The organism is Streptomyces sp. NPDC049813, from assembly GCF_044465085.1.
Lineage (GTDB): Bacteria > Actinomycetota > Actinomycetes > Streptomycetales > Streptomycetaceae > Streptomyces.
Window position 1 is genome coordinate 213,029 of record NZ_JBITLI010000003.1, and the last position, 23,006, is coordinate 236,034.

The window sequence follows — 23,006 nt, forward strand, 5'->3', positions numbered from 1 at the left end:
GCGCGCGCCACTCATCGACGTATCAGCTTTCCTGAGCTTTTTGGAGTCACCCTCATGAGCAACAACCTCCCCAAGGTCGCATGGATCGGTCTCGGCATCATGGGCTCCCCCATGGCGGAGAACCTGATCAAGGCCGGTTACGACGTCACGGGGTTCACCCTGGAGCAGGAGAAGCTGGACCGCCTCGCCGCGGCCGGCGGCACCGCGGTGAAGTCGATCGCCGAGGCCGTCAAGGACGCCGACGTCGTCGTCACCATGGTCCCCGCCTCCCCGCAGGTCGAGGCGATCGCCTACGGCGCCGAGGGCATCCTGGAGAACGCGAAGTCCGGCGCGCTGATCGTCGACATGTCGTCGATCACGCCGCAGACCTCGGTCGACCTCGCGAAGGCCGCCAAGGACAAGGGCATCCGGGTCCTGGACGCCCCCGTCTCGGGCGGCGAGGCCGGTGCGATCGAGGCCGTCCTGTCCATCATGGTCGGCGGTGAGCAGGCCGACTTCGACGAGGCCAAGCCGCTCCTGGAGGCGCTCGGCAAGACCATCGTGCTGTGCGGTCCGCACGGCTCGGGTCAGACGGTGAAGGCCGCCAACCAGCTCATCGTCGCGGTGAACATCCAGGCGTGCGCCGAGGCCGTGGTCTTCCTGGAGAAGTCCGGCGTGGACCTCAAGGCCGCGCTCGACGTCCTCAACGGCGGCCTGGCCGGCTCGACCGTGCTGACGCGCAAGAAGGACAACTTCCTCAACCGCGACTTCAAGCCCGGCTTCCGCATCGATCTGCACCACAAGGACATGGGCATCGTCACCGACGCCGCCCGCAACGTCGGCGCGGCCCTGCCCGTCGGCGCCGTGGTCGCCCAGCTGGTCGCCTCGCTGCGCGCCCAGGGCGACGGCGGCCTCGACCACTCGGCGCTGCTGCGCTCGGTCGAGCGCCTCTCGGGCGAGCAGGTCGCGTAACACCCCAGACTTCCGGGCCGCGGCGGCGCTGACACCTGTCCTGTCGCGCCCAGGCGTCGCCGCGGCCCGGAACCCCTTTTTTGCAACAAAAAGTTGAACCAAGTACGCCCATAACTTCAACAAACTGTTGACGCAGCTGTTCAGGGGTCCTTACGCTCCCCCACATCGTCAGCAGCCACTGCACGGAAGGTCGCCTCGAATAATGCCGAAGCGTGTGCTCACGACCGAGTCCGGCGCCCCAGTCGCCGACAACCAGAACTCCGCCACCGCAGGCGTCGGCGGCCCGATCCTCCTCCAGGACCAGCACCTCCTGGAGAAGCTCGCCCGTTTCAACCGTGAGCGCATCCCGGAGCGCGTCGTGCACGCCCGCGGCTCCGGCGCGTACGGCTACTTCGAGGTGACCGACGACGTCACCGGCTTCACCCACGCCGACTTCCTGAACACCGTCGGCAAGCGCACCGAGCTGTTCACGCGCTTCTCGACCGTGGCCGACAGCCTCGGCGGCGCGGACGCCGTCCGCGACCCGCGCGGCTTCGCCGTGAAGTTCTACACCGAAGAGGGCAACTACGACCTCGTCGGCAACAACACGCCGGTCTTCTTCATCAAGGACCCGCTGAAGTTCCCGGACTTCATCCACACGCAGAAGCGCGACCCGTTCACGGGCAAGCAGGAGCCCGAGAACGTCTGGGACTTCTGGGCGCACTCCCCCGAGGTCACGCACCAGGTGACCTGGCTGATGGGCGACCGCGGCATCCCTGCCTCGTACCGCCACATGAACGGCTTCGGCTCGCACACCTACCAGTGGACGAACGAGGCGGGCGAGGCCTTCTTCGTGAAGTACCACTTCAAGACCAACCAGGGCATCCGCTGCCTCTCCACCGAGCAGGCCCAGGAGCTGGCGGGCAAGGACCCCAACTCCCACCAGACGGACCTGGTGCAGGCCATCGAGCGCGGCGTGAACCCGTCCTGGACGCTGTACGTGCAGATCATGCCGGCGGCCGAGGCGGCCGAGTACCGCTTCAACCCGTTCGACCTCACCAAGGTCTGGCCGCACGCGGACTACCCGCTGCAGCGCGTGGGCCGCATGGTCCTCGACCGCAACCCGGACAACGTCTTCGCCGAGGTCGAGCAGGCCGCGTTCTCCCCGAACAACTTCGTGCCCGGCATCGGTCCCTCGCCGGACAAGATGCTCCAGGGCCGGCTGTTCGCCTACGCGGACGCGCACCGCTACCGCCTGGGCGTCAACCACACCCAGCTCGCGGTGAACGCGCCGAAGGCCGTCGTCGGCGGGGCCGACAACTACGGCCGCGACGGCCTCATGGCCACCAACGCCTACGGCCGCGCCCGCAAGAACTACGAGCCGAACTCCTTCGACGGCCCCGTCGAGACCGGCCGGCCGCTCGCCGCACCGCTCGCCGTCGCCGGCCACACGGGCACGCACGAGGCCCCGGCCCACACCAAGGACGACGACTTCTTCCAGGCCGGCGAGTTGTACCGGCTGATGTCCGAGGACGAGAAGCAGCGCCTCGTCGCCAACATCGCGGGCGGCCTCTCGCAGGTCTCGCGCGACGACATCGTGGAGAAGGCCGTCGCCCACTTCCACGCGGCCGACCAGGACTACGGCAAGCGTGTCGAGGAAGCGGTCCGCGCCCTGCGTGAGGACTAGTCCTCCCGGGCACGACCCACAGACTGCGTACGGGGCCTGACGGGAGGTCAGCTCCGTACGCACAAGCCCGCGCCTCCTGTGCGACCCGGATGAGGGGTGGCCGCGCAGGGGGACGCGGGAGGACGAGGATCGCGGCGGCCGGTGCGAGCCAGTGCGGTGGTGAAGGCTCCGGACTCCCTTTCGACCTGAGGAAGGAAGTCCGGCAGGCCGTCGCCCGGCCGCCGCGATCCCAGCCACATCGACTCCGTCCGGTGGCGCGCATGCATGTTCCGCCAGTCGCGCGCCGTCGGACGGCAACAACCTCCTGACCGACCCCGGGTACGACGGTCCGTACCCGGGGTCCGCGCATGCCCGCCCCGGTCCACAGGACAGAACCCGCCTTGGCTACCGTGGAGTCGCCATGGACGCCGACGACCCGGACACCAGCGCGGCCCTGCACGAGGCCGCGGCCCATCTCCTGGCCCTCCTGCACGGTGAGCGCCCCGCCACGGCGCCGGAGCACCTGGCCGCGTGGCGGGCCGCGCAGGCCTTCACCGAGCTGGAGGTGACCCTCACCGAACTCGGCCGCGCGCGCCGGCGCCGGGTACAGACCGAGATCAGCGCCTTCGGCGAGACCAAGAGCGCCACCGACTGGGCCGACGACCCCCGCTTCCCCGTCACGGCCCAGGCCCTGGCCCAGCGCGTCGCCTCCGGCATGCGCGTCACCGACGCCCTCACCCAGCCCGTCACCCGCACCCGCAAACCCGAGGAGCGGGCCGCGTTGCAGGTCAGGTTCCTGGCGCTGCTGCGCACCGGGGACCGGTCGGTGCCCGAGACCCGGGACCTGCTGGGCGTCCCCGGTTCCACCCTGACCTCGTGGCTGCGCGCCAACCCCGCCTTCAGGGCCGCCGTGGAACGGGCCGCCGACGAGGGGACCGCCCGCGCCAAGGACGCCGTCCTGGACCGGCTCCGGATGGGATCGACGCTGGCCGGGGCCGCGCAGCGCACCGGGATCCATCCGGGCCGCATCAGTGGCTGGCGGCGGACCGACCCGGCGTTCGCCCGGCGCGTCGACACCGCGCTGACGCGCCGGCCGGGCGGGGCGGGCCCGGCATGACCAGATCGCCGCAGAGGTAACGCCTTTATCCAGCCGAAATTGAGGCGGACTTGAGCGGCCCCACAGCGCGCCACCGTCGGGTATGTGGACGGCGACACCAGAACATAGGCCGAAAACGCGGACATTCGGCCGCGTCCTCACCAGGACCGTTTTCCGGACGCGCGGGACCCGCTTCCCTTTGCACCGCGTCCCCTCTCGCCGACCATGGAGGCGACGCCTGGTTCACCTGGTGCTGCTGAGCACGCCGCTCACGTTGAGCACCTCGTGGCATGCCTGCGCGCGGCGGCCCGTGGCCGGCGTGCCCGGCTTCGCACAGGTCACCTGGGCCGTCACCGTGTCGTTCTCGGTGATCCTGATGGGGGTGACCCAGTGGTAGTCCTGATTGCGGAACGTCTCCAGCGCGATCGTCGTGATCTTGCGCTCACCGAAGTTGATGGTCAACACCCCTTCGTCGCCCTGGAAGTTGGCGACGACGATGTCGGTGATCCCGAACTCCTTGCCCGCGGGCACGGTGTACGTGCCTGTCCTGCTCGCCCCGCCCGAGGTCTGCACGTCGATGGTGGCCGAACTCTGCTGTCCGCCCGCGCCCCCGCCGCCGGTGCCCGTCCCCGTGCCGGTACCGGTGCCCTGCCCGGCGCCGGTCCCCGTGCCGCCGCCCCCGGAGCCCTGGCCGCCGTCCGCGCCGCCGCCCGGCTGCTGCCCGGGGCCCGTCCCGGCGCCCTGTTCGTCCGGGCTGCCGGGGGTCGGCCTCGGCTGGACCACCTCGTCGGCCGCCTCCTTGGCCGTGCTGCGCACCGCGGGCCGCACCAGCGTGAACCAGGCGAGCAGCAGGGCGAGCAGCGCGGCGAGGACCGCGAGCAGCCACTTCGGGAAGACGGGTATCTGCACGAACTCGGCGTCCAGCGGCGCCCGGACGTCGAGCGCCACGTCGGGATCGCGGTCCTCGGCGCCCTCCCCGGTCTCCGCGACGGCGACCGTGAACGGCCAGCTGACCGGAGAGCCGAACCACACCGGTCTGCCGATGCGGACCCGCAGGCCCACCTCGGCGGACTCGCCGGGCTCCAGATCGCGCACCGCCGGACGGAACGCGAAGCCCAGCTCCTCCCCCGGCTGGGCGGGCGTGAAGCCGAGCCGCACCGGGACGTTGCCCTCGTTGCGCACCGCGACGCGGTAGCGGCCGCGCAGCCAGCCACGGCGCCGGCGCGGCGCGATCTCGGTGCGCAGCTGCCGGAACTCCCCGACCCGTACGACGGTCTCCGGGACCCGCACCGCCTCGGGGTGCTCCGTGGGCAGGACGCGGACGGCGAGCGGCACCTCGCCGGCCCGCACCTCGAAGGAGCGCGGCGGCGCGAGCCGGATCGTCACCGTCTCGGAGGTGCCCGGGTACAGGGAGAGGCGCTCCGGCTCCACACTCGCCCACGCGGCACAGTCGCCGACGACCTCCAGACGGTAGGCCTCGACGATGTCGCTGTCGTTGCGGACGGTCAGACTGGTGGACGCGGTGCTGCCGGGCGCCACTGACACCTCGGGGATGTCGAGGCCGGGCGCGCCGGGGCTGGGGGAGGCTGCTGCGGAGGTCACGCGGCGACGCTATGCCGGTACGGGCCCGGCCCGCAGAGGCGCGGGGGCAGGGCACCGGGCAGCGCCGGTGCCCCGGCCAGCCGCCGCCGGCTCCCCCGCCGCGGCGCTCCCGCGGCCCGTGGCGGACACCCGGAACTGCCGTGCGCCGCCCGCTCGTCGTGCCGGACCACGCATTCGCTCCCGCTCCACAGGCTCCAAGGAACAGGTACCCGACCATGACCTGCCCCCAGGCAAGCAGCCCCGCCCCCGTCCCCTCCGCCTCCCCTGTCTCCCCTGTCTCGCCCGCGCACACCGTCCGCTGGACGGCGACCGCCGAACGCCCGTCGCGGGTCACCGTGGCCGTCTACGCCCCCGACCCCGTCCTCTACGTGGGCGTCGTGCAGCAGTTACGCCAGCGCCCCGAGATAGAACTGGCCGCCGACCCCGACGCGGACGCGGCCCAGGTCTCCCTGGTCACCGTCGACACCGTGGACGACGAGACGACCGCCCTGCTGAACCGGCTGCGCCGCAACTCCCGTACCCGTACCGGCCTCGTGGTGGGCACCTTCGAGTCGGGGGACGCCCTCCAGCGGGCCATCGACGCCGGGGTGGCCGCGGTGCTGCGGCGCGCCGAGGCCGACCAGGACCGGCTGCTGCGCCTGGTCCTCGCGATCGCCAACGGCGAGGGCGTGCTCCCCGGCGACCTGCTGGCCAAGCTGCTCAGCCACGTGGGCAGCCTCCAGCGCTCGACGCTCGACCCGCGCGCCGCCTCGCTGTCCACGCTGACCAGCCGGGAGGCGGAGATGCTGCGCCTGGTGTCGGAGGGCCTGGACACCGCGGAGATCGCCCGGAAGACCGCCTACTCCGAACGCACCGTCAAGAACGTGCTGCACGAGATCATCACCCGCCTGCAACTGCGCAACCGCGCCCACGCCGTCGGCTACGCGCTGCGCAACGGGCTGATCTGACGGCCCGGACACCGCACCGCCGGGGCGCCGCGCTCCCCGCCGGCTGCCCGAACGCCCACCCGCCGCTTCCCCCGGGTGCGTCCCACGGGCCCTGCCCCGCGGGGGCGGGCGGGGCCCAGGATGGCGGGCGTGTGGGTCAGGGCGGTTCTTCGGACGGTGAGGTGGGCCGTGTCAGGCACGGGTGGATCCGGTGGCCGGCGCGGCCGCCCGGGGCGGTTCGGGACGGCCTTGCTGCTGCTCGTCCCCCTGCTCGCGGTGACCGCGGCCGCCGGGCCCGACGACCCGGGTGCGAGCCCGGCGGCGCGGGCGGTCGCCGCGGACGCCACCGGGACCCGCATCGCGTACGCGGGGACCCGCCACCACAGCCTCGGCCGGGTCGCCTCCACCGAGTCCTCCACGCCGCTCTTCGGCACTGGTCCCGTCCATGCCGACGTCCAGCCCGCCGCGCTCGGCGACCAGTTGGTCTTCGCGAGCCGCCGCGACGAGAAGAACCCGCAGGTCTACCTGCGTGCGGCGGACGGGTCGGTGCGCAAGCTCACCGGCGGCCGGGACGCGGCGCATCCGCGGCTGTCCCCGGACGGCCGGTCGGTCGTCTTCGACTCGGCCGAGCCCGGGGCGGCCGGCGGCGCCACCCAGCGGGACCTGTGGCTCGTCCGCACCGACGGCTCCGGCCTGTCCCGGCTGACCGACACCCCCGCGAACGAGGAGAGCCCGACGCTCTCCCCGGACGGTCAGCGGCTCGCCTACGCGGGCGACGCCGATCCCGGCGCGGGGCGGCAGATCTACGTACGGGCCCTGTCGGGCGGGCCGGCGCAGCGGGTCACGGACCCGGCGGACGGCACCGCGGACGAGCCGGTCTGGAACCCCGTGGACGACGCGGAGAACCGCGACATCATCGCCTACACCGCCACCGGCGCCGACGGGCCCCGGCTGCGCTGGACGGCCGGGAGCGGGGGCGGCGGCGGTCCGCTGCTGGCCGGGGCGCAGGCGCAGTGGCGGACCCACGGGGCAGCGTGGTTGCCCGACGGGGACGGTCTGCTGTTCCTCAGCCCGGACGTCACCTGCCAGTGCGAGGGCACCTGGGACCACGTCTTCCGGGTGCCGGCGCACTCCGACGCGACGCCCTCCCTGGTGCTCAGCGAGGACCGCGAGGTCCGCTCGGTGACCTGGCTCGGCCCGCCCGACGGCGGCACCGCGGTGGTGGACCGCACGTCGGCGGCGGGCCCGCACGTGGTGACCCTCCAGGACATCCGCTCCGACGGCTCCGACCCGCGGGACCTCAATCTGGAGATCCTCAGGGAGGATCCGGCGGCGGACACCAACACCGACCCGGCCAAGGACCCGCTGTTCCAGCCGGCCGCCGGCTCCGACCCGTGGACCGAGCGGCAGAACTACACCCCGGACGGCCGCCGGATCGTCCTGACCCGCTTCGAGGGCACCGCCCCGAACCGGATCGAACGCATCTGGCTGGCCGACGCCGACGGCACGAACGAGGCGGTCCTGCCGCTTGCCGGGCGGGCGGACACCGACTGGGACACCGACCCGACGCTGTCGCCCGACGGCACGCGCCTCGCCTTCACCCGGACCTCGCCGGGCGGCGTCGGGGACGCGGCCGGACCCAGCCGCGTACTGATCGCGGACGTGGCCACCGGGGCGCTCCAGGGTGAGATCACCCCGCCCGCCGGGGAGGCGGCCGGCGGCGACGCCCAGCCCACCTGGTCCTCCGACGGCACCACCCTGGCCTTCACCCGCAACGAGGTGATCGACGGCGGCGGCGGCAACAAGCACGTCTGGACCGTGCCGGTGGACCACCTCGACCAGCAGCGCGATCTCAGTGCCGGCGCCTGCCCCGGCGCCTGCCAGGTCATCGACGACAGCCCCGCGTTCTCCCCCGACGGGCGGACCGTCGCCTTCAACCGGAAGAACGGGGCGGGCCGCGTCGACCAGCGCAACGGCATCCTGCTCACCTCCCCGGCCGGCGACGACTGCCGCGTCCTGCTGCCCGCCGCCGCGCGCGGCGTCCCCGGGGCCTGCGGACGCGAGCTGCCGGACACCACGGCGACCGGTCCTTTCCAGCCGCGGGACGCCGCCTGGACCGCCGACGGCCGGTCCCTGGTGGTCAGTTCCCGTGCCGCGCCGGCCCCGAACAGCCCGGAGAAGCTGCACCGGGTGGACGTGGAATCGGGCGCGATGACCGCGCTCACCGCGCAGCTGCCCGGCCGGCAGAAGGAGCCGGCCGTGCAGCAGTCCGTGGACCTCGCGGTCCGGGCCCCGGACACCTCGGGCACCGTCGTCGTCGGCCGCACCGGCACCGTCACGGTCGACGTCGTCAACCAGGGGCCCGCCGCGTCCCCGGGCACCCGGCTGACCGTGGACCCGCCCGCGGGCGTCACCGTCACCGGGCTGACCGCGCCCGGCGGCAGCTGCGATCCCGCCGCGCTCACCTGCGACCTCGGCGTGGTGCCGCCCGGCACCACCGTCCCGGTCACCGTCACCCTCACCGGCGTCACCCCCGGCATCCAGCAGGTCGGCTGGTCGGTCACCGGCGCGGTGCTCGACCCGGAGCCCGGCGACAACACGGACCGGACCGCGGTGCCGGTGCGCGAGGCGACCGACCCGCCGCCGGGCCCGAGCCCCACGCCGACGCCGACGCCCACGCCGCCGCCGGCTCCGAGCCGGCCGCCGGCCACGACGCCCGCTCCCCCGCCGCCCGCCGCGCCGCCCGCGCCGAAGGCCGGCCCGGGAGTCGGCGTCCGGGCGCGGCCGAACCCCGGCTACGTCGGCGGCCGCGTCGTCGTCACCTTCAGCGTGAGCAACGGCCGCAACGCCCTGGCCACCGGGTTGCGCCTGCGCCTCGGACTGCCCTCCGGCGTGCCGAACAACGGGCCGCCCCCGGGGTGCGACAGCGGCTGGGTGTGCGCGCTGCCCGATCTCGCGCCCGGCGGCCGGGCCGAACTCCAGGTCGTGCTCAGCCCCGACAAGGCCCTCACCGCCGAGGTCACGGCCACGCTGACCACCACCGGCACCGACGCCGACCCCGGTGACAACGCCGCCCGGCAGCGGCTGCGCGTCCTCCAGCCGAGGATCGTCGCGGTGCCGCCGATCGGCAGGCCCGGCTTCGTGACCTCGGTGCGCGGCACGGACTTCCCGCCGGGGGCGCCGGTGCGCTTCCGCTGGAAGCCGGGCATCACCGCGGCGGCGGCGCCCTCGGTGCCGCTGGCCGACGGCACGTTCATCGGGCAGCTGCTGATCCTCGCCAAGGACCAGACGGGGCCGCGGACCATCACCGCGAGCGGCCCCGGCTTCTCCCCGGTGAAGACGGACTTCCTGGTCGTCAACGGCAGCGTGCAGCCGCCGGACGAGGTGACCCGCCGGTGATCCACGAGGTCGACGAGGCGCTGCGCAGGCTGCTGGAGGGGGCCGGGATCGCGGCGTCGGGCGTCGAGGTGGTCTTCGACGCGCCGACCCGCGACTGGGCCGCCCGCCGCAGCGCCCCCACCGTCTGCGTGTTCCTGTACGACATCCGCGAGGACAACACCCGGCGCGGCAGCAGCAGCGGCGAGGTGTACGACGAGGACGGCCTCGTCGTCGCCCGGCGCTCCCCCGCCCGCTGGTTCGAGCTGACGTACCTCGTCACCGCGTGGGCGAACCGGCCCCAGGACGAGCACCGGCTGCTCTCCCAGGTGCTCGCCTGCCTGGTCTCCACCGACACGCTCGGCGCGGAGCTGCTCACCGGTTCCCTCGCCGAACTCGGCCTCATCGTCGGCCTGGACGGCGGCGGCACCGGCCTGGAGGCTCCGGCCGCGTCCGACGTGTGGTCCGCCCTCGGCGGCGAGCTGAAGGCGTCGCTCGGGGTCCGGGTGCGGGCGCCGCTGGCGGGGATCGAGCGGGTCGCGGCGCCGCCGGTCACCGAGGGCGTCGTCGTCCGCTCGGTGCCGCGGTCCGGTCCGCAGGCCGCCGACTCCGCGCGCCGGCTGCGCTACACCGAGGTGAGCGACCCGGGCGAGGAGGGCTTCGGCGGCTCGCGCGAGCGCCGCCCCCGGCCCGCGCGCCGCCGACGAGGGGACCGCCAGCCATGACCGCCACCACGCGACCGACCGCGCCCCCGGACACGCCGCCCCCGGCCCCCACGCCGCCGCAGGCCACGCCCCAGGACGCCACGCCCCCGGACCCCGGGTACCCGGGGGCCGCGTCCCTGGAGCCCGCGTCCCCGGACCGCGCGTCCCTGGACCCCGCGCCCCTGACGCCCGCGCCACCGGACCCCGCATCCCTGGACCCCGCGTCCCCGGACCGCGCGTCCCTGGAGCCCGCGTCCCTGGAGCCCGCGTCCCTGACGCCCGCGCCACCGGACCCCGCATCCCTGGACCCCGCGTCCCTGGAGCCCGCGCCACCAGACCGCGCGTCCCTGGACCCCGCGCCCCTGACGCCCGCGCCCCTGGACGCCCTGTCCCCGGACCCCGCGCCCCTGACGCCCGCGCCACCGGACCCCGCGCCACCGGGGACCGGCCGGCACGGTGAGCGGCCCGACGCCTACCTGTGGCGGCGGTTGCGGCTGGTGGAGGAGCGGGTGCGGCGGGCCGTCGCGGACCGGCGGGCCGGGGATCCGGACCCGGACGATCCCTACCGCGGGCAGTACCTCACGCCCGACGCGGCCGACCGGCTCCTGGCCGCCCCGGCCGGGGGCGGGGCGCTCGCGCCGCAGGCCGAGGAGCCGCCGCCCGGCACCGTCCTCGGGGACCTGGCCCGGGACTTCGGCCTGGCCCCGCTCGACGTGGAGCTGCTGCTCGTCGCGCTCGCGCCCGACCTGGACGCACGCTTCGAACGGCTCTACGGCTACCTCAACGACGACCTGACGCGCCGCCGGCCCACGGTCGGGCTCGCGCTCGAACTGTGCGGCCACACCGGGACGAGCGGCGGCCGGTTCCGGCTGGCGCCCGGCGCGCCGCTCCTCGCGGGCGGCCTGCTGGTGGTCGCCGACCCCGAACGCCCGCCGCTGTCCCGGGTGGTGGCCGTCCCGGACCGGGTCACCGCGCATCTGCTCGGCGACCCCGCGCCCGACGCGCGGCTCGTCCCGGTGCTCGGGGAGGACGCCGGGGCCGCCGGGGACACAGCCGACCCGGCCCACGACGCCGCGCAGGTGGCCCGCGCCGCGGCCGCGGCGGACAGCGGTACCGGCCATGTGCACCTGCGGGCCCGCGGCGGTGCCCCCGAGAGCCTGGCCGGTGCCGCGCTGCGCGCGTCGGGCCGCCGCCCGCTGGTCCTGGACGCGGCGGCGCTCGCCCGCCGCGCCGCGGAGCTGCCCGCGCTGGCCGCGGCCGCCGCCCGCGAGGCCCGGCTGACCGGGGCGGGGCTCGTCCTCGGCCCGCTGGAGGCGCTGCCCGACAACCCCGCCGACCGGGCGCACGCCCTGCGGGTGCTGACCGGGGCGCTCAGCGGCCTGCCGCTGTTCACGTTCGGCGCGGACGGCTGGGACCCCGGCTGGGCGGCCCGTACGCCCGTCGTGCTCACGGTGACCGGCGCCCCGGCGGAGCGGCAGGCCGTGCGGTGGCGGTACGCGCTGGCGGCCGCCGGCGCCGCCGCACCCGCGGCGGACGTCGAGGCACTGGCCCGCTCGGTGGCCGCCCACCGCCTGGACTCGGGGCAGCTGCGGCGGGCGGCGGAGGCCGCCGTGCGCACGGCGACGCTGGCCGGACGCCCGGTGGCGCCCGGCGACCTGCGGGCCGCGGTGCGGGCGCAGAACAGCGCGGGTCTCGCCCGCCTCGCCCGCCGGGTGGAGCCAGCGGTGGGCTGGGACGACCTGGTGCTGCCGCCGCGCACCCGCCGGGGGCTGCGCGAGCTGGCCGTGCGCGCCCGGCACCGCGACCGGGTGCTCGGGCAGTGGGGCATGCGGCCCGGCGGCGGCCGCGGGCGCGGGGTGATCGCCCTGTTCGCGGGCGAGTCGGGCACGGGCAAGACGATGTCCGCGGAGGTCGTCGCCGCGGACCTCGGCATGGACCTGTACGTGGTGGACCTGTCCACGGTCGTCGACAAGTACATCGGGGAGACCGAGAAGAACCTGGAGCGGATCTTCACGGAGGCGTCGGCGGTCAACGCGGTGCTGCTCTTCGACGAGGCCGACGCGATCTTCGGCAAGCGCTCCGAGGTGAAGGACTCCCGCGACAAGCACGCCAACATCGAGTCGGCGTACCTGCTCCAGCGCATGGAGTCCTTCGACGGCATCGCGGTGCTGACCACCAATCTGCGGGCCAACCTGGACGAGGCGTTCACCCGCCGCCTCGACGTGGTCGCCGACTTCCCCGTGCCCGACGCGGCCCAGCGGCTCGCCCTGTGGGAGCGGTGCGTCGGCGCGCGGCTGCCGCGCGCCGACGACCTGGACCTCGCCTTCTGCGCCGACCGGTTCGAGCTGGCCGGCGGCTCGATCCGGTCCTGCGCGGTGACCGCCGCGTACCTGGCGGCCGAGTCCGCCGCGCCGCTGACGATGGCGCAGCTCGTCTCGGCGGTCGCGCAGGAGTACCGCAAGCTCGGCCGGCTGGTCCTGGAGAGCGAGTTCGGGCCCTGGCTCGCGCAGGTCACCGGCGTCTGAGCCTGCACGCGGGGACCGGTCCCGGCGCCCGCGCGGGCAGGGCGATTGCCCCCGGGCAGGGTCCGCCGTCCTCTGCCCCCGGCGGCGGCCGGCGGGAAAGGCTGGGAGCGACCCGGACCGCAGGACCGTGAAGGAGCGAGCATGCCGACGTACCTCACCCCAGGCGTATACGTGGAGGAGGTGCAGTCCGGTGCTCGGCCCATCGAGGGTGTCGGCACCGCCGTCGCCGCGTTCGTCGGCTTCGCCGAGGACGGCCCGTTCCACACGCCGACCCTGGTCACGAGCTGGGACCAGTACAGCAGGGCGTTCGGCGGCTTCACCCGCGGCACGTACCTCCCGCACGCGGTGTACGGCTACTTCGCCAACGGCGGCGGCGCCGCGTACATCGTGCGCATCGGCGGCTCCGCCGACGACACCTCGGCGCCGGCCGTGGACGGCTCCGCGGCGCAGCAGAACCACGCCCTCGCCCAGCCGGTCGAGCTGGGCGGGTTCCTCGTCGCGGCGCGGCCCGGCGTGAGCGGGGTCTCCGTGGAGATCGCCGAACCGGAGGGCGAGAGCCCGCCGGAGGACCGCTTCCGGGTGCTGGTCCGCCAGGGCGACCAGGTGGCGGAGAGCTACGACGTCTCCACCCGCAAGAACGTCAAGGGGTACCTGCTCAACCAGGTCCGCGCCTCGAAGCTGATCGAGGTCACCGAGCAGCGCGGCGCGAGCCAGACCCGGCCGGCCGCGCAGACGGTGGCGGTGCCCGACGCGCCGGCCGCGCCGGCTCCCGCGGGCAACGGCGCGGTGGCCAGGCTCGATCCGGCCGAGTACGTCGGCGACGCGGACTCGCGCACCGGGTTCGCCGGTCTGGAGACCATCGACGAGATCACGATGGTCGCCGTCCCCGACCTGATGAGCGCCTTCGAGCGCGGCGACATCGACGACGAGGGCGTACGCACCGTGCAGCTCGCCGTCGTCTCGCACTGCGAGCAGATGGGCGACCGGGTCGCCGTCCTGGACACGCCGCCCGGCCTCTCCGCGCAGCAGGTGCGCACCTGGCGCAACGACGAGGCGGGCTACGACTCCCGCTACGCCACCCTCTACTACCCGTGGGTGCGGGTCTTCGACCCGGCGGCCGGGCACAACACGACGGTCCCGCCGAGCGGTCACGTCGCCGGGGTGTGGGCGCGCAGCGACGCCGAGCGCGGGGTGCACAAGGCGCCCGCCAACGAGGTCATCCGGGGCGCCGTCGACCTGGAGCTGCGGCTCAGCAAGGGCGAGCAGGACCTGCTGAACCCGATCGGCGTGAACTGCGTGCGCGCTTTCCCGGGCCGCGGCATCCGCATCTGGGGCGCCCGCACCCTCTCCTCGGACCCGGCCTGGCGCTACCTGAACGTGCGCCGCCTCTTCAACTACCTGGAGGAGTCCATCCTCCTGGGCACCCAGTGGGTGGTGTTCGAGCCGAACGACGACCGCCTGTGGTCGAGCATCCGTCGCAACGTGAGCGCGTTCCTCACCGAGGAGTGGCGCCGTGGCGCGCTGTTCGGGCAGACCGCCCAGGAGGCGTTCTACGTGAAGTGCGACCGGGACAACAATCCGCAGGAGTCCATCGACCAGGGCCGGGTGGTCTGCGAGATCGGTGTCTCGCCGGTGAAGCCCGCCGAGTTCGTGGTGTTCCGGCTCGCCCAGTTCTCCGACAGCACCAGCCTCGTCGACGAGTGACGCGGAGCGCGGCCCGGGCCACCACCAACCTCCCCCGCAGCAAGGAAAGGTGACAAATAGTCATGGCAGAGGGCGATGCTCTTTCCACCCATATCTTCGGCGTGCAGCTCGGCGGCTACCTGGTGGAGTCGATCCAGGAGATCAGCGGGCTGACCGTCGAGGAGGAGGTCGTCGAGGTCCGCCAGGTGAGCGCGGAGGGCAAGCAGATCATCCGCAAGCAGCCCGGCGCCCGGCAGGCGGGCGAGATCACGATCACCCGGGGACTCGACCAGAGCAGCGAGTTCACCAAGTGGATCAAGGAGACCCTGAACAACGGGGCCGTCGACACCGCACGGCAGAACCTCACCATCGAGATCAAGGACTCCACGGGCGAGACGGTCCGCCGCATCCAGCTGATGCAGGGCTGGGCGTCCAAGTGGGAGGGGCCCTCGCTGAAGGCGGGCGAGTCCTCGGCGGCCACGGAGTCGGTGACCATCGTGTTCGAGGAGATCGTCGTCGAATGAGGCGCCGCACGGTGACGGCGGGCAACCTGGAGGAGATCCTCCAGGCCACGGCGCCCGCGACGGAGACGGCCGCCCCGCAGCCCCCGGCGACCGCACACGCTCCCGCTCCCGCTCCCGCTCCGGTCAGGGACCACGGGCTGCGCACCGAGTTCGAGTTCGAGCTGCCGCGCGGGTACGTCGACGAGGCGGGCACCGTGCACCGGCACGGCGCGATGCGCCTCGCCACGGCCCGCGACGAGTTGCGCCCCCAGATCGACCTGCGGGTCAAGGAGAACCCGGCGTACCTCAGCGTCGTGCTGCTCAGCCAGGTGATCACCCGGATCGGCACGGTGACCGACGTGCACGCCGGGGTCGTGGAGCGGATGTACGCGACGGACGTGGCGTTCCTCCAGGACTTCTACCGGCGGGTCAACAGCGAGGGGCACACCCGCGCAGCGGTCACGTGCCCGCACTGCGAGGGCGCCTTCGAGGTCGACCTGTCGGGTGGGCGCCTGGGGGAATCGTGACGTACGCGCTCCCCCGGCTGCGGGAGGAGATCGCGTACATCGCCTACCACTTCCACTGGCCCCGCGAGGAGATCCTCGACCTGACCCACGACGAGCGCCGCCAGTGGGTCGGCGAGATCGCCCGTATCAACACCCGCGTGAAAGAAGGCGGTTGAGCACATGGCATGGCGGGACAGGACGCGCCGCAAGGAACGCGGCGGGGCGGCGGCGAGCCCGGCCGCGCCCCCGCGCGGCGACGCGGTCGCCGATTCCGGTGCGCCGGAGCGGGGTTCCGCCGTGCCCGGCGACTGGGACGGCGGCTGGCGCGGCGCCGGCGCCTCCCCCCTCACCGTGTCCCGGGCCCCGCTGGCGGTCAGCGACGGCCTGGTGTTCCGTTCGCGGCTCGCGGCGTGGACCGACCCGTCGTTCGACACCGGCCTCGCCCACGGACTGCTGCCCTCCGCACCGGCCGGGCTCGTCCGCGGGGTGGCCCGTCCGGCCACGACGCGGCCCGCCGCCGGTACGGGCGGGCCGGTACTGCTGCGGCCCGTGACCGGCGACGGGCAGTGGCCGGACGCCGCGGGCTCCGCCGCGAACGGGAACGTGGACCGTACGAAGCCGGGGACGCGCTCCGCGCCGGAGCGGCCGCCCGCGGCACGACGGGCCCTCGGGCCCGCGGGGTCTCCCGCGGTGCTGGGCGGGCCGGACGGGTCCGCGCCCACCGGAGGAACGGCCGGGCCGGTCAGGTCCGCGCCCACCGGACGAACGGCCGGGCCGGACGGGGCCGCGCCCACCGGACGAGCGGCTGGGCCGGCGAGCCGCGCTGCCGCGCAGGCACCCGCGCTGCCCCTGGCGCGCCGGGTGGCGGTGGTCCCGCAGGGGCGAAGTGCCCGCGCGGTGGCCCCGGAGGACGGGAACGGCGGTTCTGCGGTGGTCCCGGGTGGCGGGGGCCCGATTGGCGGTGCTGCGGTGCTTCCGGGGGGCCGGAGCGGCGGGTCGGCGGGACTCCCGGGAGGCCGGAGCGGTACGGGTCCGGCCGGTGCCGCGCGGGCGGCTGCCACCCAGGGTGGCGTCACCGGCACGGCCCGCCCCGGCGACGCGGCCGGGCCCGCGCTCCGAGTCCGGCCGCGGCCGACGGGCAATTCGCTGATCGTCGCGCGGAGCGTGGCGGTACCGGCGCGTCGCCTGCCGGCGCTGCTTCCCGCCGCCGTCGAGGCGCCGGCCACGCGCCCGGCGCCGGACCGCCCCGGGGCGCAGGACCCGGCCGGGCCGACACCGAGTGGGGCACGACTCGGCCCCCCGCGCGCGGGCGCCGGGACCGGTGTGTCGCCCGCGAACGCCCCGCGCGGGGACGGCGAGACCGGGCCGAGCCTCGGCGCCCCGGGCTCGTCGGGCCTGCCCGTCGTGCAGAGCAGGCCAGATGACGCTCCGCCGGCCGGAGCCCGCCCCGGACCGGCCCCGAGCGACGACGGGCGCGACTCCGCGACGAGCGGCCCGCGCCTGCCGGTCCTCCGGAACACTCCCGGCGACGCTGTTCCCACCACCGCGTCCTCGCCTGTCGTGCAGAGCAGACCCGAGGGAGCCGTGCCCGCGTCGGGCGGTCCCGACCGGTCGACGCTCGGGGCACGCCAGTCCGGACAGCTGTCGGCGCCCGCTCCGTCAGGCCGAGGTGCCGGCCCGGGCTCCACGGACGGGCATCCGGTGCGCCCGGCCCCGGGCCGGATCACGCCGGGCCAGGACACCGCGGGACGTCCCGCACCGGGCGGGCCGCTGCCCGTCGTACGGGGCCGGGGCGACGAACCTGCCGCGGGCGCGCCGACATCCTCGGGGCAGCGCAACGCACCCGTGCAGCGGGCGACGGGCCGTGCCGCGTTGGGCGCTCCCCTCACCGAACTCCCGCCCACGGCGCAGCCCTTGGCCCGGGGGGCGGCGCGTCCGTCCGGCCCGTCGGCCGTGCGGGGCACGGGCGCGGGCACCACGCCGGAGAGGGCCGGTTCCGACGGGCGGGGCACGGCGCAGGGCCGCACGCCGGAACGGCGCAACTCCGACCGGCGGGGCAGGGCCGAGGGCACGACTCCCCAACAGCGCGGCTCCGACCCGCGAGGCAACGCCCCAGGCACCACCTCGGGACGGCAGGGCTCAGGTAGGCCGGGCAGGGCCGAGGGCCCCGCCCTGCAACGGCGCGGGTCCGAGCAGCGCAGCGCCGACCGGCCCGGCAGGACTGAGGGCGCCGCCCCGCTACGGCGCGGCTCCGACCCGCAAGGCAACGCCCCAGGCACCGCCTCGGCACGGCACAGCTCCGACCAGCCCGGCAGGGCCGAGGAGACCGCCCTGCAACGGCGCGGGTCCGAGCAGCGAGGCACGGCCGAGGGCACGACCTCAGGCCGTGACAGCTCCGACCGGCGCGAGGGGGCCACGGGCACTACCCCGGATCAGCACGGCGCTGAGCGGCGACGCACCACCCCGGGCACATCGTCAGCAGGGCTCGGCTCCGACCGGCCGGGCAGGACCGCGGGCGCCACGCCAGGACCGCACAGCCCCGACCGCCCCATGCTGGGCGTGTCCCGCACCGCGGCGGACGGCTCCTCAGACCCGGGGCTCCCGGGTCGTCCCCTCGGGCCGGGCGGCACGGACGCCGCCCCCGCGGCCCCGGACACCGCCACCCCGCGGCCACTCTCCCTGCCGGTCGTCGAAGCCCGTACCGATGGGGCACTCGGCCGCGGCACGTCCGCGCAGGTGACGAGTGACGCCCAACCCCTGGCGTCAAAAGGGGCGTTGTGGAAGGACACCGCCGCGCGCCCGGCCGGCGCCGCTCCCGTGCAGCGGGCGACCGATACCGGAGGCCGAGCCGCACCCGCACCCCGCTCGACCGGCCGCCCGCTTTCGGGCACCGCGCACACGGACCCCGCATCGACGGGCCAGGCCCCGCCCGGGCTTCCCTCCGTACCGCGGGAGACCGACGCAACCGCCCCCGCGCGCCGACCCGCCGACCGGCCGACGCTGGGCACCGCGCAGACCGGGACGGCCTCGCCGGGTGCGGACGCCGCGGGGCGCTCCGGGCCGCCACCCGGCCCTTCCCTTCCTGTCGTGCAGAGCCGTACCGAGGACACCGCGCCGGGCCGCGCCACCTTGGGCGCACGAGGCCCCCAACCCCCGTCCCTAGAGGGGCCGTTGGGTACGGTCTCCACGAACACGACACCGTCGCCCACGACCGGCTCTCCCGCTCTCCCCGTCGCGCGGAGCCGCACGGACGGCATCCCAGACGACGTGGCCGACCGGCGCCGCCACCCCGACAGGGCGCCGCGCACCGGGCTCGGCGCGCCCCTGGCCGCGCTCCCGGAGACCGCCGGGCGGACCGGTGCGGCCCGGCAGCGGACCACCGGTGCGGCCGGGGCGGCTCCCGCTCCGTCCGTCCAGCGAGCCCCGGCCCATCCGCCGACGCCGGACGCACCCCTCCTCGGCCGCACAACCGCCGCGCCGGGCGCCCCGGCATCGACCGCGCGCGGCACCCTCGTACCGCACGGCCCGTCGTCCCGCACCGCCGGCGGGACCGGTCCCGTACCGCTCGTCGTGGCGCGGGCCGTGCCCGGTCCCGGCGCCGGAACGGTGACGGCGAGCGGGCCCACGGCACAGCTGCTGTCCGCGCGCCGGCTCACCCTGAGCACGCACGCGGCCGACGGGCCGGTGCCGCCCGCCATGGCGCCCGGCCGCCACCCCGTCGTCGCCGCACGCTGGGCACACGAGGCGCAGGCGCCGCGTCCGGCGGGCGCCCCGCCCGTCGTGGCACCGCCGCGCCCGGCCGCGCCCTCCGTCCAGCGGGCTCCCGCGGCCCTGTCGGACCGACCGCTCCCGGTGACCGCCCCGAATCCACAACTGCACGGGATGCAAACGGCGTTGACCACACCCCCCACCCGTTCCCCCGGCTCATCCGCTCCCGCCGTACGGCCCGTGGTGCGGCCGGTGGTGCAGCGGGACACCGGCGCGCCCGCGGCCGAAGACCCCGCGGCGGCCGCCCCGAAGACCACGACCACGACCACCCCCACATCCACGACCTCCACCGGAACACAGACAGCGCAGACCGCGAAGACCGCGGACGCCAAGGCCGCGGCCAGGAGCGCGGCCCCGCCCGCAGGCGCCGACCTGGACGAGCTGGCCCGGCGCCTCATCGACCCGGTGTCCCGGCTGCTGCGTACCGAATTACGGCGGGGCCGGGAACGGACGGGCCGGCCCGCCGACGGCCGCCGCTGACCCCGGCCCGGCCAGGCCCGGCCCGGCACCCGCCCCCCGCGCAAACCGCACACCGCACACCGCACACCGCCAACCCACGGACGACGAACGACGGACGACGGACGGACCCATGACGGACAACATCTTCGCGACGAGCGTCTTCTTCAGGCTCGCCATCGGCGGCAACGACCTGGGCGCCTTCCACACCTGCTCCGGCATGGGCGCCCAGGTGGAGATGGAGAGCTACGCCGAGGGCGGCAACAACGGGTTCACCTGGCAGCTGCCCGGCCGCGTCACCTGGTCGAACATCACGCTCACCCGGCCCGTCACCACGGACACCGCGAAGATCGGCCGCTGGCTCGACGAGACGCTGCGGCGGGTCGAGCCGAAGGACGGCGAGATCGTCGCGCTCCGTCCCGACCTGAGCCGGATCATCAGCTGGCAGGTCTACGGCATCGTCCCGGTCCGCTGGCAGGGCCCCTCCTTCGACCCGGCCAACTCCGCGCCCGCGGTCGAGACGCTGGAGATCGCCCACGAGGGCCTCTCCCCGTCCTGACCCCCACCTGCCCCCGCCTGACCTCACCTGCCCCTACCTGCGAGCACCGCATCCCGCCCGTCCGGTCCCGAGAGGAAACGCCGACCATGTCCCCAGCCGCCCGCGCCAGCCGGGCCAGGGCCCAGCTCACCCTGAAGGAGCCGCCGGCCTCGGTGGGCGCCCGGCCCGGTGGCACGATCGCGCGGCTGGACCTCCAGTTCAACCCCTCGACCCTGCAACTGAGCAAGTCGACCGAGTGGCGCCGCACCCCGTCCCGGATGGCGGGCGAGTCCGCGCTGCCGGAGTTCGTGGGCAGCGGTCCGCGCAGTCTCAGCCTCGACGTGTTCCTGGACGCCACCGCCACCCACGACGACTCCGTGGAACAGGCCGTGGAGAAACTGATGAAGGCGTGCGTGCCGACCCCGGCGAGCCTCGGACGCAAGAAGCCGGCCAGCCCGTGGGTGCGGTTCGAGTGGGGGACGGCACGTACGACCTCGTTCGACGGGGTCATGTCCAGCCTGTCGGTGTCGTACACGCTCTTCGACGTGGACGGCACCCCGCTGCGCGCCAGTTGCTCGCTCTCCATCGAGGAGGCGAGCGTCGATCCGCCGGGGCAGAACCCGACGTCGGGCTCGCGCACCGCGCGCAGTACGCACACCGTCGTGGCCGGTGACTCGCTCGCCCTGCTGGCCTGGCGCGAGTACGGGGACGCGACCGCGTGGCGGTCCATCGCGGAGGCCAACGACATCGACGACCCGATGGCGCTCGTCCCCGGCACCGAACTCGTCGTGCCGGGCGTCCGGGACGCGCGGGACGAGGAGGAAGCGTGACGACACCCGAGGCGCGCGACGGGCGGTCGTTCGCGGCCGACCCGGTCGTGGAGGCGCCCGCCGAACTGCCGCCCGTCTGGGCCACCCGGCTGGTCAGCTGTGTGGTGGACGAGAACGTGGGCCTGCCCGACATGGCGGTGCTCTCCTTCCGCGACGACGGCCACGAGTTCCTCACCGCGACCGGCGTCACCATCGGCACCCCGCTGAAGGTGTCGGTGGTGACGGTCAAGGGGCGGTCCCGCGAGCGGCTGTTCACCGGCGAGGTCACCGCCCTCGAACTGGACCGGGACAGCACCGGCACGTTCACCGTGGTGCGGGCCTTCTCCAAGACGCACCGGCTCCAGCGGGGCCGCAAGGTGGTCGCGTACCGGAACATGACGACGGCCGCGATCGTCCGCAAGGTGGCGACGGACGCGGGGCTCGCCGTGGGCAGGATCGAGGCACCGGCGGTCACGCACCGCCAGTTGTCGCAGGCCAACGTCTCCGACTGGGACTTCCTGCAGTACCTGGCGGGCGAGTGCGGCGCGCTGGTCCGCGTCGACGAGCAGGGCAAGTTGCAGTTCACCAAGCCGCTGAAGGCGTCCGGGGCGCCCGCGCCCGGCACGTCGGCGACCACCAGCCCGATGGTCGTGGAGTACGGGAACAACCTGCTGTCGCTGCGGGCCGCCCTGACGACCGCGGACGCGGCGGCGAAGGTGCAGGTGCGCGGCTGGAACGTGACGACGAAGCAGTCGCTGCGCGCGGAGCAGGCGTCCGTCGTCAGCGGCACGGTGGTGCCGGGCCTGGGCGCCGCCTCCGTCAACCGGTTCGGCAAGGCGACCCAGCTGACCGTCACCGACACCCCGTACCGTACGCAGGCCGAGACGCAGGCCGTGGCCCGGGCGACGGCCCAGCAGGTCGCGTCCGGGTACGCGGAGCTGGAGGCCGTCGTCGAGGGCAACCCGCTGCTGCGCGCCGGGAAGCCGATCGCGCTGGGCAATGTGGGCGAGGCGTTCTCCGGCCGGTACACGACGACGGCGACCCAGCACGTCCTGGAGCCGCACGGCGGCTACCGGACCACCGTGTGGGTCAGTACGAGTCCGGACCGCTCGCTGACCGGCCTGGTCACCGGCGCCAACGCGCCCGGCCGCGGACCGCGTCTGCCGGGGCTCGCGATCGGCGTGGTCACGGATGTGCGGGAGGAGCCGGCCGGGTCCGACCGGGGCTCGGTCCGGCTCACGTTCCCCTGGCTGGACGACACCTATGTCAGCGACTGGGTGCGGACCGTGCAGTGGGGCGGCAAGGGCGGTGGCGGCGTGGTCAGCCCGGAGGTGAACGACGAGGTGCTGGTCGGGTTCGAGCAGGGGCTGCTCGACAGCCCGTACGTCATCGGCGGTCTCTACAACGGGGTCGACAAGCCGTCGCCGCACGACGTGCCGCTGATCGACAAGACGAGCGGGAAGGTCAACCGGCGTTCCGTGGTGTCGCGTTCGGGACACCGGGTGGAGCTGCTCGACGCGCCGCGGCCCGGCCCGTCGGGGCTGCTGCTGCGGACCGGGGACGAGCGGCTGGAAGTACGGCTCGACGACCGCAAGGACCGGATCGAGGTGACCGTGTACCGCGGGGCCGCGTCGGTCGCGACGTCGATCGTCATGGACAGGGACAGCATCACGCTCGACGCGGGGCGCGGCGAGGTGAACATCAAGGGGCGCCGGGTGAACGTGCAGGGCCAGTCCTCGGTCGACGTCAGTGCCCGCAAGGTGGCCGTCCGCGGCCGTTCGGAGGTCACCGTCGACGGCGGGCTCCTCGGGATCCTCAAGGCGAAGATCGTCAAGATCAACTGACCTCCTGAGGGCGGTGGTTGACCGCCCATGCCCGCTCCCCCACCCGCAGCAGCGCCCCGAAAACGAAGGAGCACC

16 protein-coding genes are annotated in these 23,006 nt (G+C 75.1%); 15 read left to right on the forward strand and 1 reads right to left on the reverse strand.

Features of this window, described 5'->3' with window-relative positions; all coding sequences use genetic code 11:
- Window positions 1-54: 54 nt before the first annotated feature.
- The 3 genes from ACIBW6_RS08500 to ACIBW6_RS08510 all read left to right on the forward strand — a co-directional run bounded on the left by ACIBW6_RS08500 (window position 55) and on the right by ACIBW6_RS08510 (window position 3,713).
- Window positions 55-951: a 2-hydroxy-3-oxopropionate reductase gene (locus ACIBW6_RS08500; protein ID WP_399058087.1), complete on the forward strand. Its 897-nt coding sequence runs from the start codon at window positions 55-57 to the stop codon at window positions 949-951.
- Window positions 952-1,153: 202 nt separating this feature from the next.
- Window positions 1,154-2,617, forward strand: a complete 1,464-nt coding sequence (locus ACIBW6_RS08505; protein WP_399058089.1) for a catalase — start codon at window positions 1,154-1,156, stop codon at window positions 2,615-2,617.
- Between the two features lie 400 nt (window positions 2,618-3,017).
- The gene (locus tag ACIBW6_RS08510; protein WP_399058091.1) at window positions 3,018-3,713 is read left to right on the forward strand and encodes a hypothetical protein; all 696 of its coding nucleotides are present in this window, start codon (window positions 3,018-3,020) and stop codon (window positions 3,711-3,713) included.
- Between the two features lie 222 nt (window positions 3,714-3,935).
- Here the strand turns inward: ACIBW6_RS08510 and ACIBW6_RS08515 are convergent, their stop codons facing one another.
- A complete protein-coding gene (locus ACIBW6_RS08515; protein WP_399058093.1) occupies window positions 3,936-5,294 on the reverse strand; it encodes a hydrolytic protein in 1,359 nt (452 codons plus the stop codon).
- A gap of 215 nt (window positions 5,295-5,509) precedes the next feature.
- On the opposite strand from ACIBW6_RS08515, the gene ACIBW6_RS08520 reads away from it, so the two are divergent.
- The 12 genes from ACIBW6_RS08520 to ACIBW6_RS08575 all read left to right on the forward strand — a co-directional run bounded on the left by ACIBW6_RS08520 (window position 5,510) and on the right by ACIBW6_RS08575 (window position 22,931).
- Entirely contained in the window at window positions 5,510-6,241 is a 732-nt protein-coding gene (locus ACIBW6_RS08520) for a response regulator transcription factor (protein ID WP_399058095.1), read from the forward strand.
- 168 nt (window positions 6,242-6,409) lie between these two features.
- Window positions 6,410-9,619 (forward strand): hypothetical protein, encoded by a 3,210-nt coding sequence (locus tag ACIBW6_RS08525; RefSeq protein WP_399058097.1) that lies wholly within the window; start codon window positions 6,410-6,412, stop codon window positions 9,617-9,619.
- Window positions 9,616-10,320 carry a DUF4255 domain-containing protein gene (locus ACIBW6_RS08530; RefSeq protein ID WP_399058099.1) on the forward strand — a complete coding sequence of 235 codons (705 nt, stop codon included), beginning with the start codon at window positions 9,616-9,618 and terminating at the stop codon, window positions 10,318-10,320. Before ACIBW6_RS08525 ends, ACIBW6_RS08530 begins: the two co-directional genes overlap by 4 nt.
- Window positions 10,317-12,824 (forward strand): AAA family ATPase, encoded by a 2,508-nt coding sequence (locus ACIBW6_RS08535; protein ID WP_399058101.1) that lies wholly within the window; start codon window positions 10,317-10,319, stop codon window positions 12,822-12,824. The genes ACIBW6_RS08530 and ACIBW6_RS08535 overlap by 4 nt, the downstream gene beginning before the upstream one ends.
- A gap of 141 nt (window positions 12,825-12,965) precedes the next feature.
- A complete protein-coding gene (locus ACIBW6_RS08540) occupies window positions 12,966-14,528 on the forward strand; it encodes a phage tail sheath family protein (protein WP_399058103.1) in 1,563 nt (520 codons plus the stop codon).
- A gap of 62 nt (window positions 14,529-14,590) precedes the next feature.
- Complete coding sequence (locus ACIBW6_RS08545) at window positions 14,591-15,031, forward strand: phage tail protein (RefSeq protein ID WP_164560583.1); 441 nt, start codon at window positions 14,591-14,593, stop codon at window positions 15,029-15,031.
- The gene (locus tag ACIBW6_RS08550; protein WP_399058105.1) at window positions 15,028-15,537 is read left to right on the forward strand and encodes a hypothetical protein; all 510 of its coding nucleotides are present in this window, start codon (window positions 15,028-15,030) and stop codon (window positions 15,535-15,537) included. Before ACIBW6_RS08545 ends, ACIBW6_RS08550 begins: the two co-directional genes overlap by 4 nt.
- Window positions 15,534-15,692, forward strand: coding sequence for a DUF6760 family protein (locus ACIBW6_RS08555; RefSeq protein ID WP_399058107.1), 159 nt, complete (start codon window positions 15,534-15,536; stop codon window positions 15,690-15,692). Before ACIBW6_RS08550 ends, ACIBW6_RS08555 begins: the two co-directional genes overlap by 4 nt.
- 3,091 nt (window positions 15,693-18,783) lie before the next feature.
- Window positions 18,784-19,764: a hypothetical protein gene (locus tag ACIBW6_RS08560; protein ID WP_399058109.1), complete on the forward strand. Its 981-nt coding sequence runs from the start codon at window positions 18,784-18,786 to the stop codon at window positions 19,762-19,764.
- 109 nt (window positions 19,765-19,873) lie between these two features.
- On the forward strand, window positions 19,874-20,299 hold the full coding sequence (locus ACIBW6_RS08565; RefSeq protein WP_399058111.1) for a phage tail protein: 426 nt from the start codon (window positions 19,874-19,876) through the stop codon (window positions 20,297-20,299).
- An 86-nt stretch (window positions 20,300-20,385) separates the two neighbouring features.
- Window positions 20,386-21,108, forward strand: coding sequence for a LysM peptidoglycan-binding domain-containing protein (locus ACIBW6_RS08570; protein WP_399058113.1), 723 nt, complete (start codon window positions 20,386-20,388; stop codon window positions 21,106-21,108).
- Complete coding sequence (locus tag ACIBW6_RS08575) at window positions 21,105-22,931, forward strand: VgrG-related protein (RefSeq protein ID WP_399058115.1); 1,827 nt, start codon at window positions 21,105-21,107, stop codon at window positions 22,929-22,931. Before ACIBW6_RS08570 ends, ACIBW6_RS08575 begins: the two co-directional genes overlap by 4 nt.
- Window positions 22,932-23,006 lie beyond the last annotated feature (75 nt).

Excerpts from the sequence above, each read along its gene's own strand:
- ACIBW6_RS08510 (WP_399058091.1), top strand. The coding sequence starts at position 3,018 with ATGGACGCCGACGACCCGGACACCAGCGCGGCCCTGCACGAGGCCGCG.
- ACIBW6_RS08540 (WP_399058103.1), top strand. The coding sequence starts at position 12,966 with ATGCCGACGTACCTCACCCCAGGCGTATACGTGGAGGAGGTGCAGTCC.
- ACIBW6_RS08520 (WP_399058095.1), top strand. The coding sequence starts at position 5,510 with ATGACCTGCCCCCAGGCAAGCAGCCCCGCCCCCGTCCCCTCCGCCTCC.
- ACIBW6_RS08545 (WP_164560583.1), top strand. The coding sequence starts at position 14,591 with ATGGCAGAGGGCGATGCTCTTTCCACCCATATCTTCGGCGTGCAGCTC.
- ACIBW6_RS08500 (WP_399058087.1), top strand. The coding sequence starts at position 55 with ATGAGCAACAACCTCCCCAAGGTCGCATGGATCGGTCTCGGCATCATG.
- ACIBW6_RS08565 (WP_399058111.1), top strand. The coding sequence starts at position 19,874 with ATGACGGACAACATCTTCGCGACGAGCGTCTTCTTCAGGCTCGCCATC.
- ACIBW6_RS08570 (WP_399058113.1), top strand. The coding sequence starts at position 20,386 with ATGTCCCCAGCCGCCCGCGCCAGCCGGGCCAGGGCCCAGCTCACCCTG.
- ACIBW6_RS08550 (WP_399058105.1), top strand. The coding sequence starts at position 15,028 with ATGAGGCGCCGCACGGTGACGGCGGGCAACCTGGAGGAGATCCTCCAG.
- ACIBW6_RS08505 (WP_399058089.1), top strand. The coding sequence starts at position 1,154 with ATGCCGAAGCGTGTGCTCACGACCGAGTCCGGCGCCCCAGTCGCCGAC.
- ACIBW6_RS08535 (WP_399058101.1), top strand. The coding sequence starts at position 10,317 with ATGACCGCCACCACGCGACCGACCGCGCCCCCGGACACGCCGCCCCCG.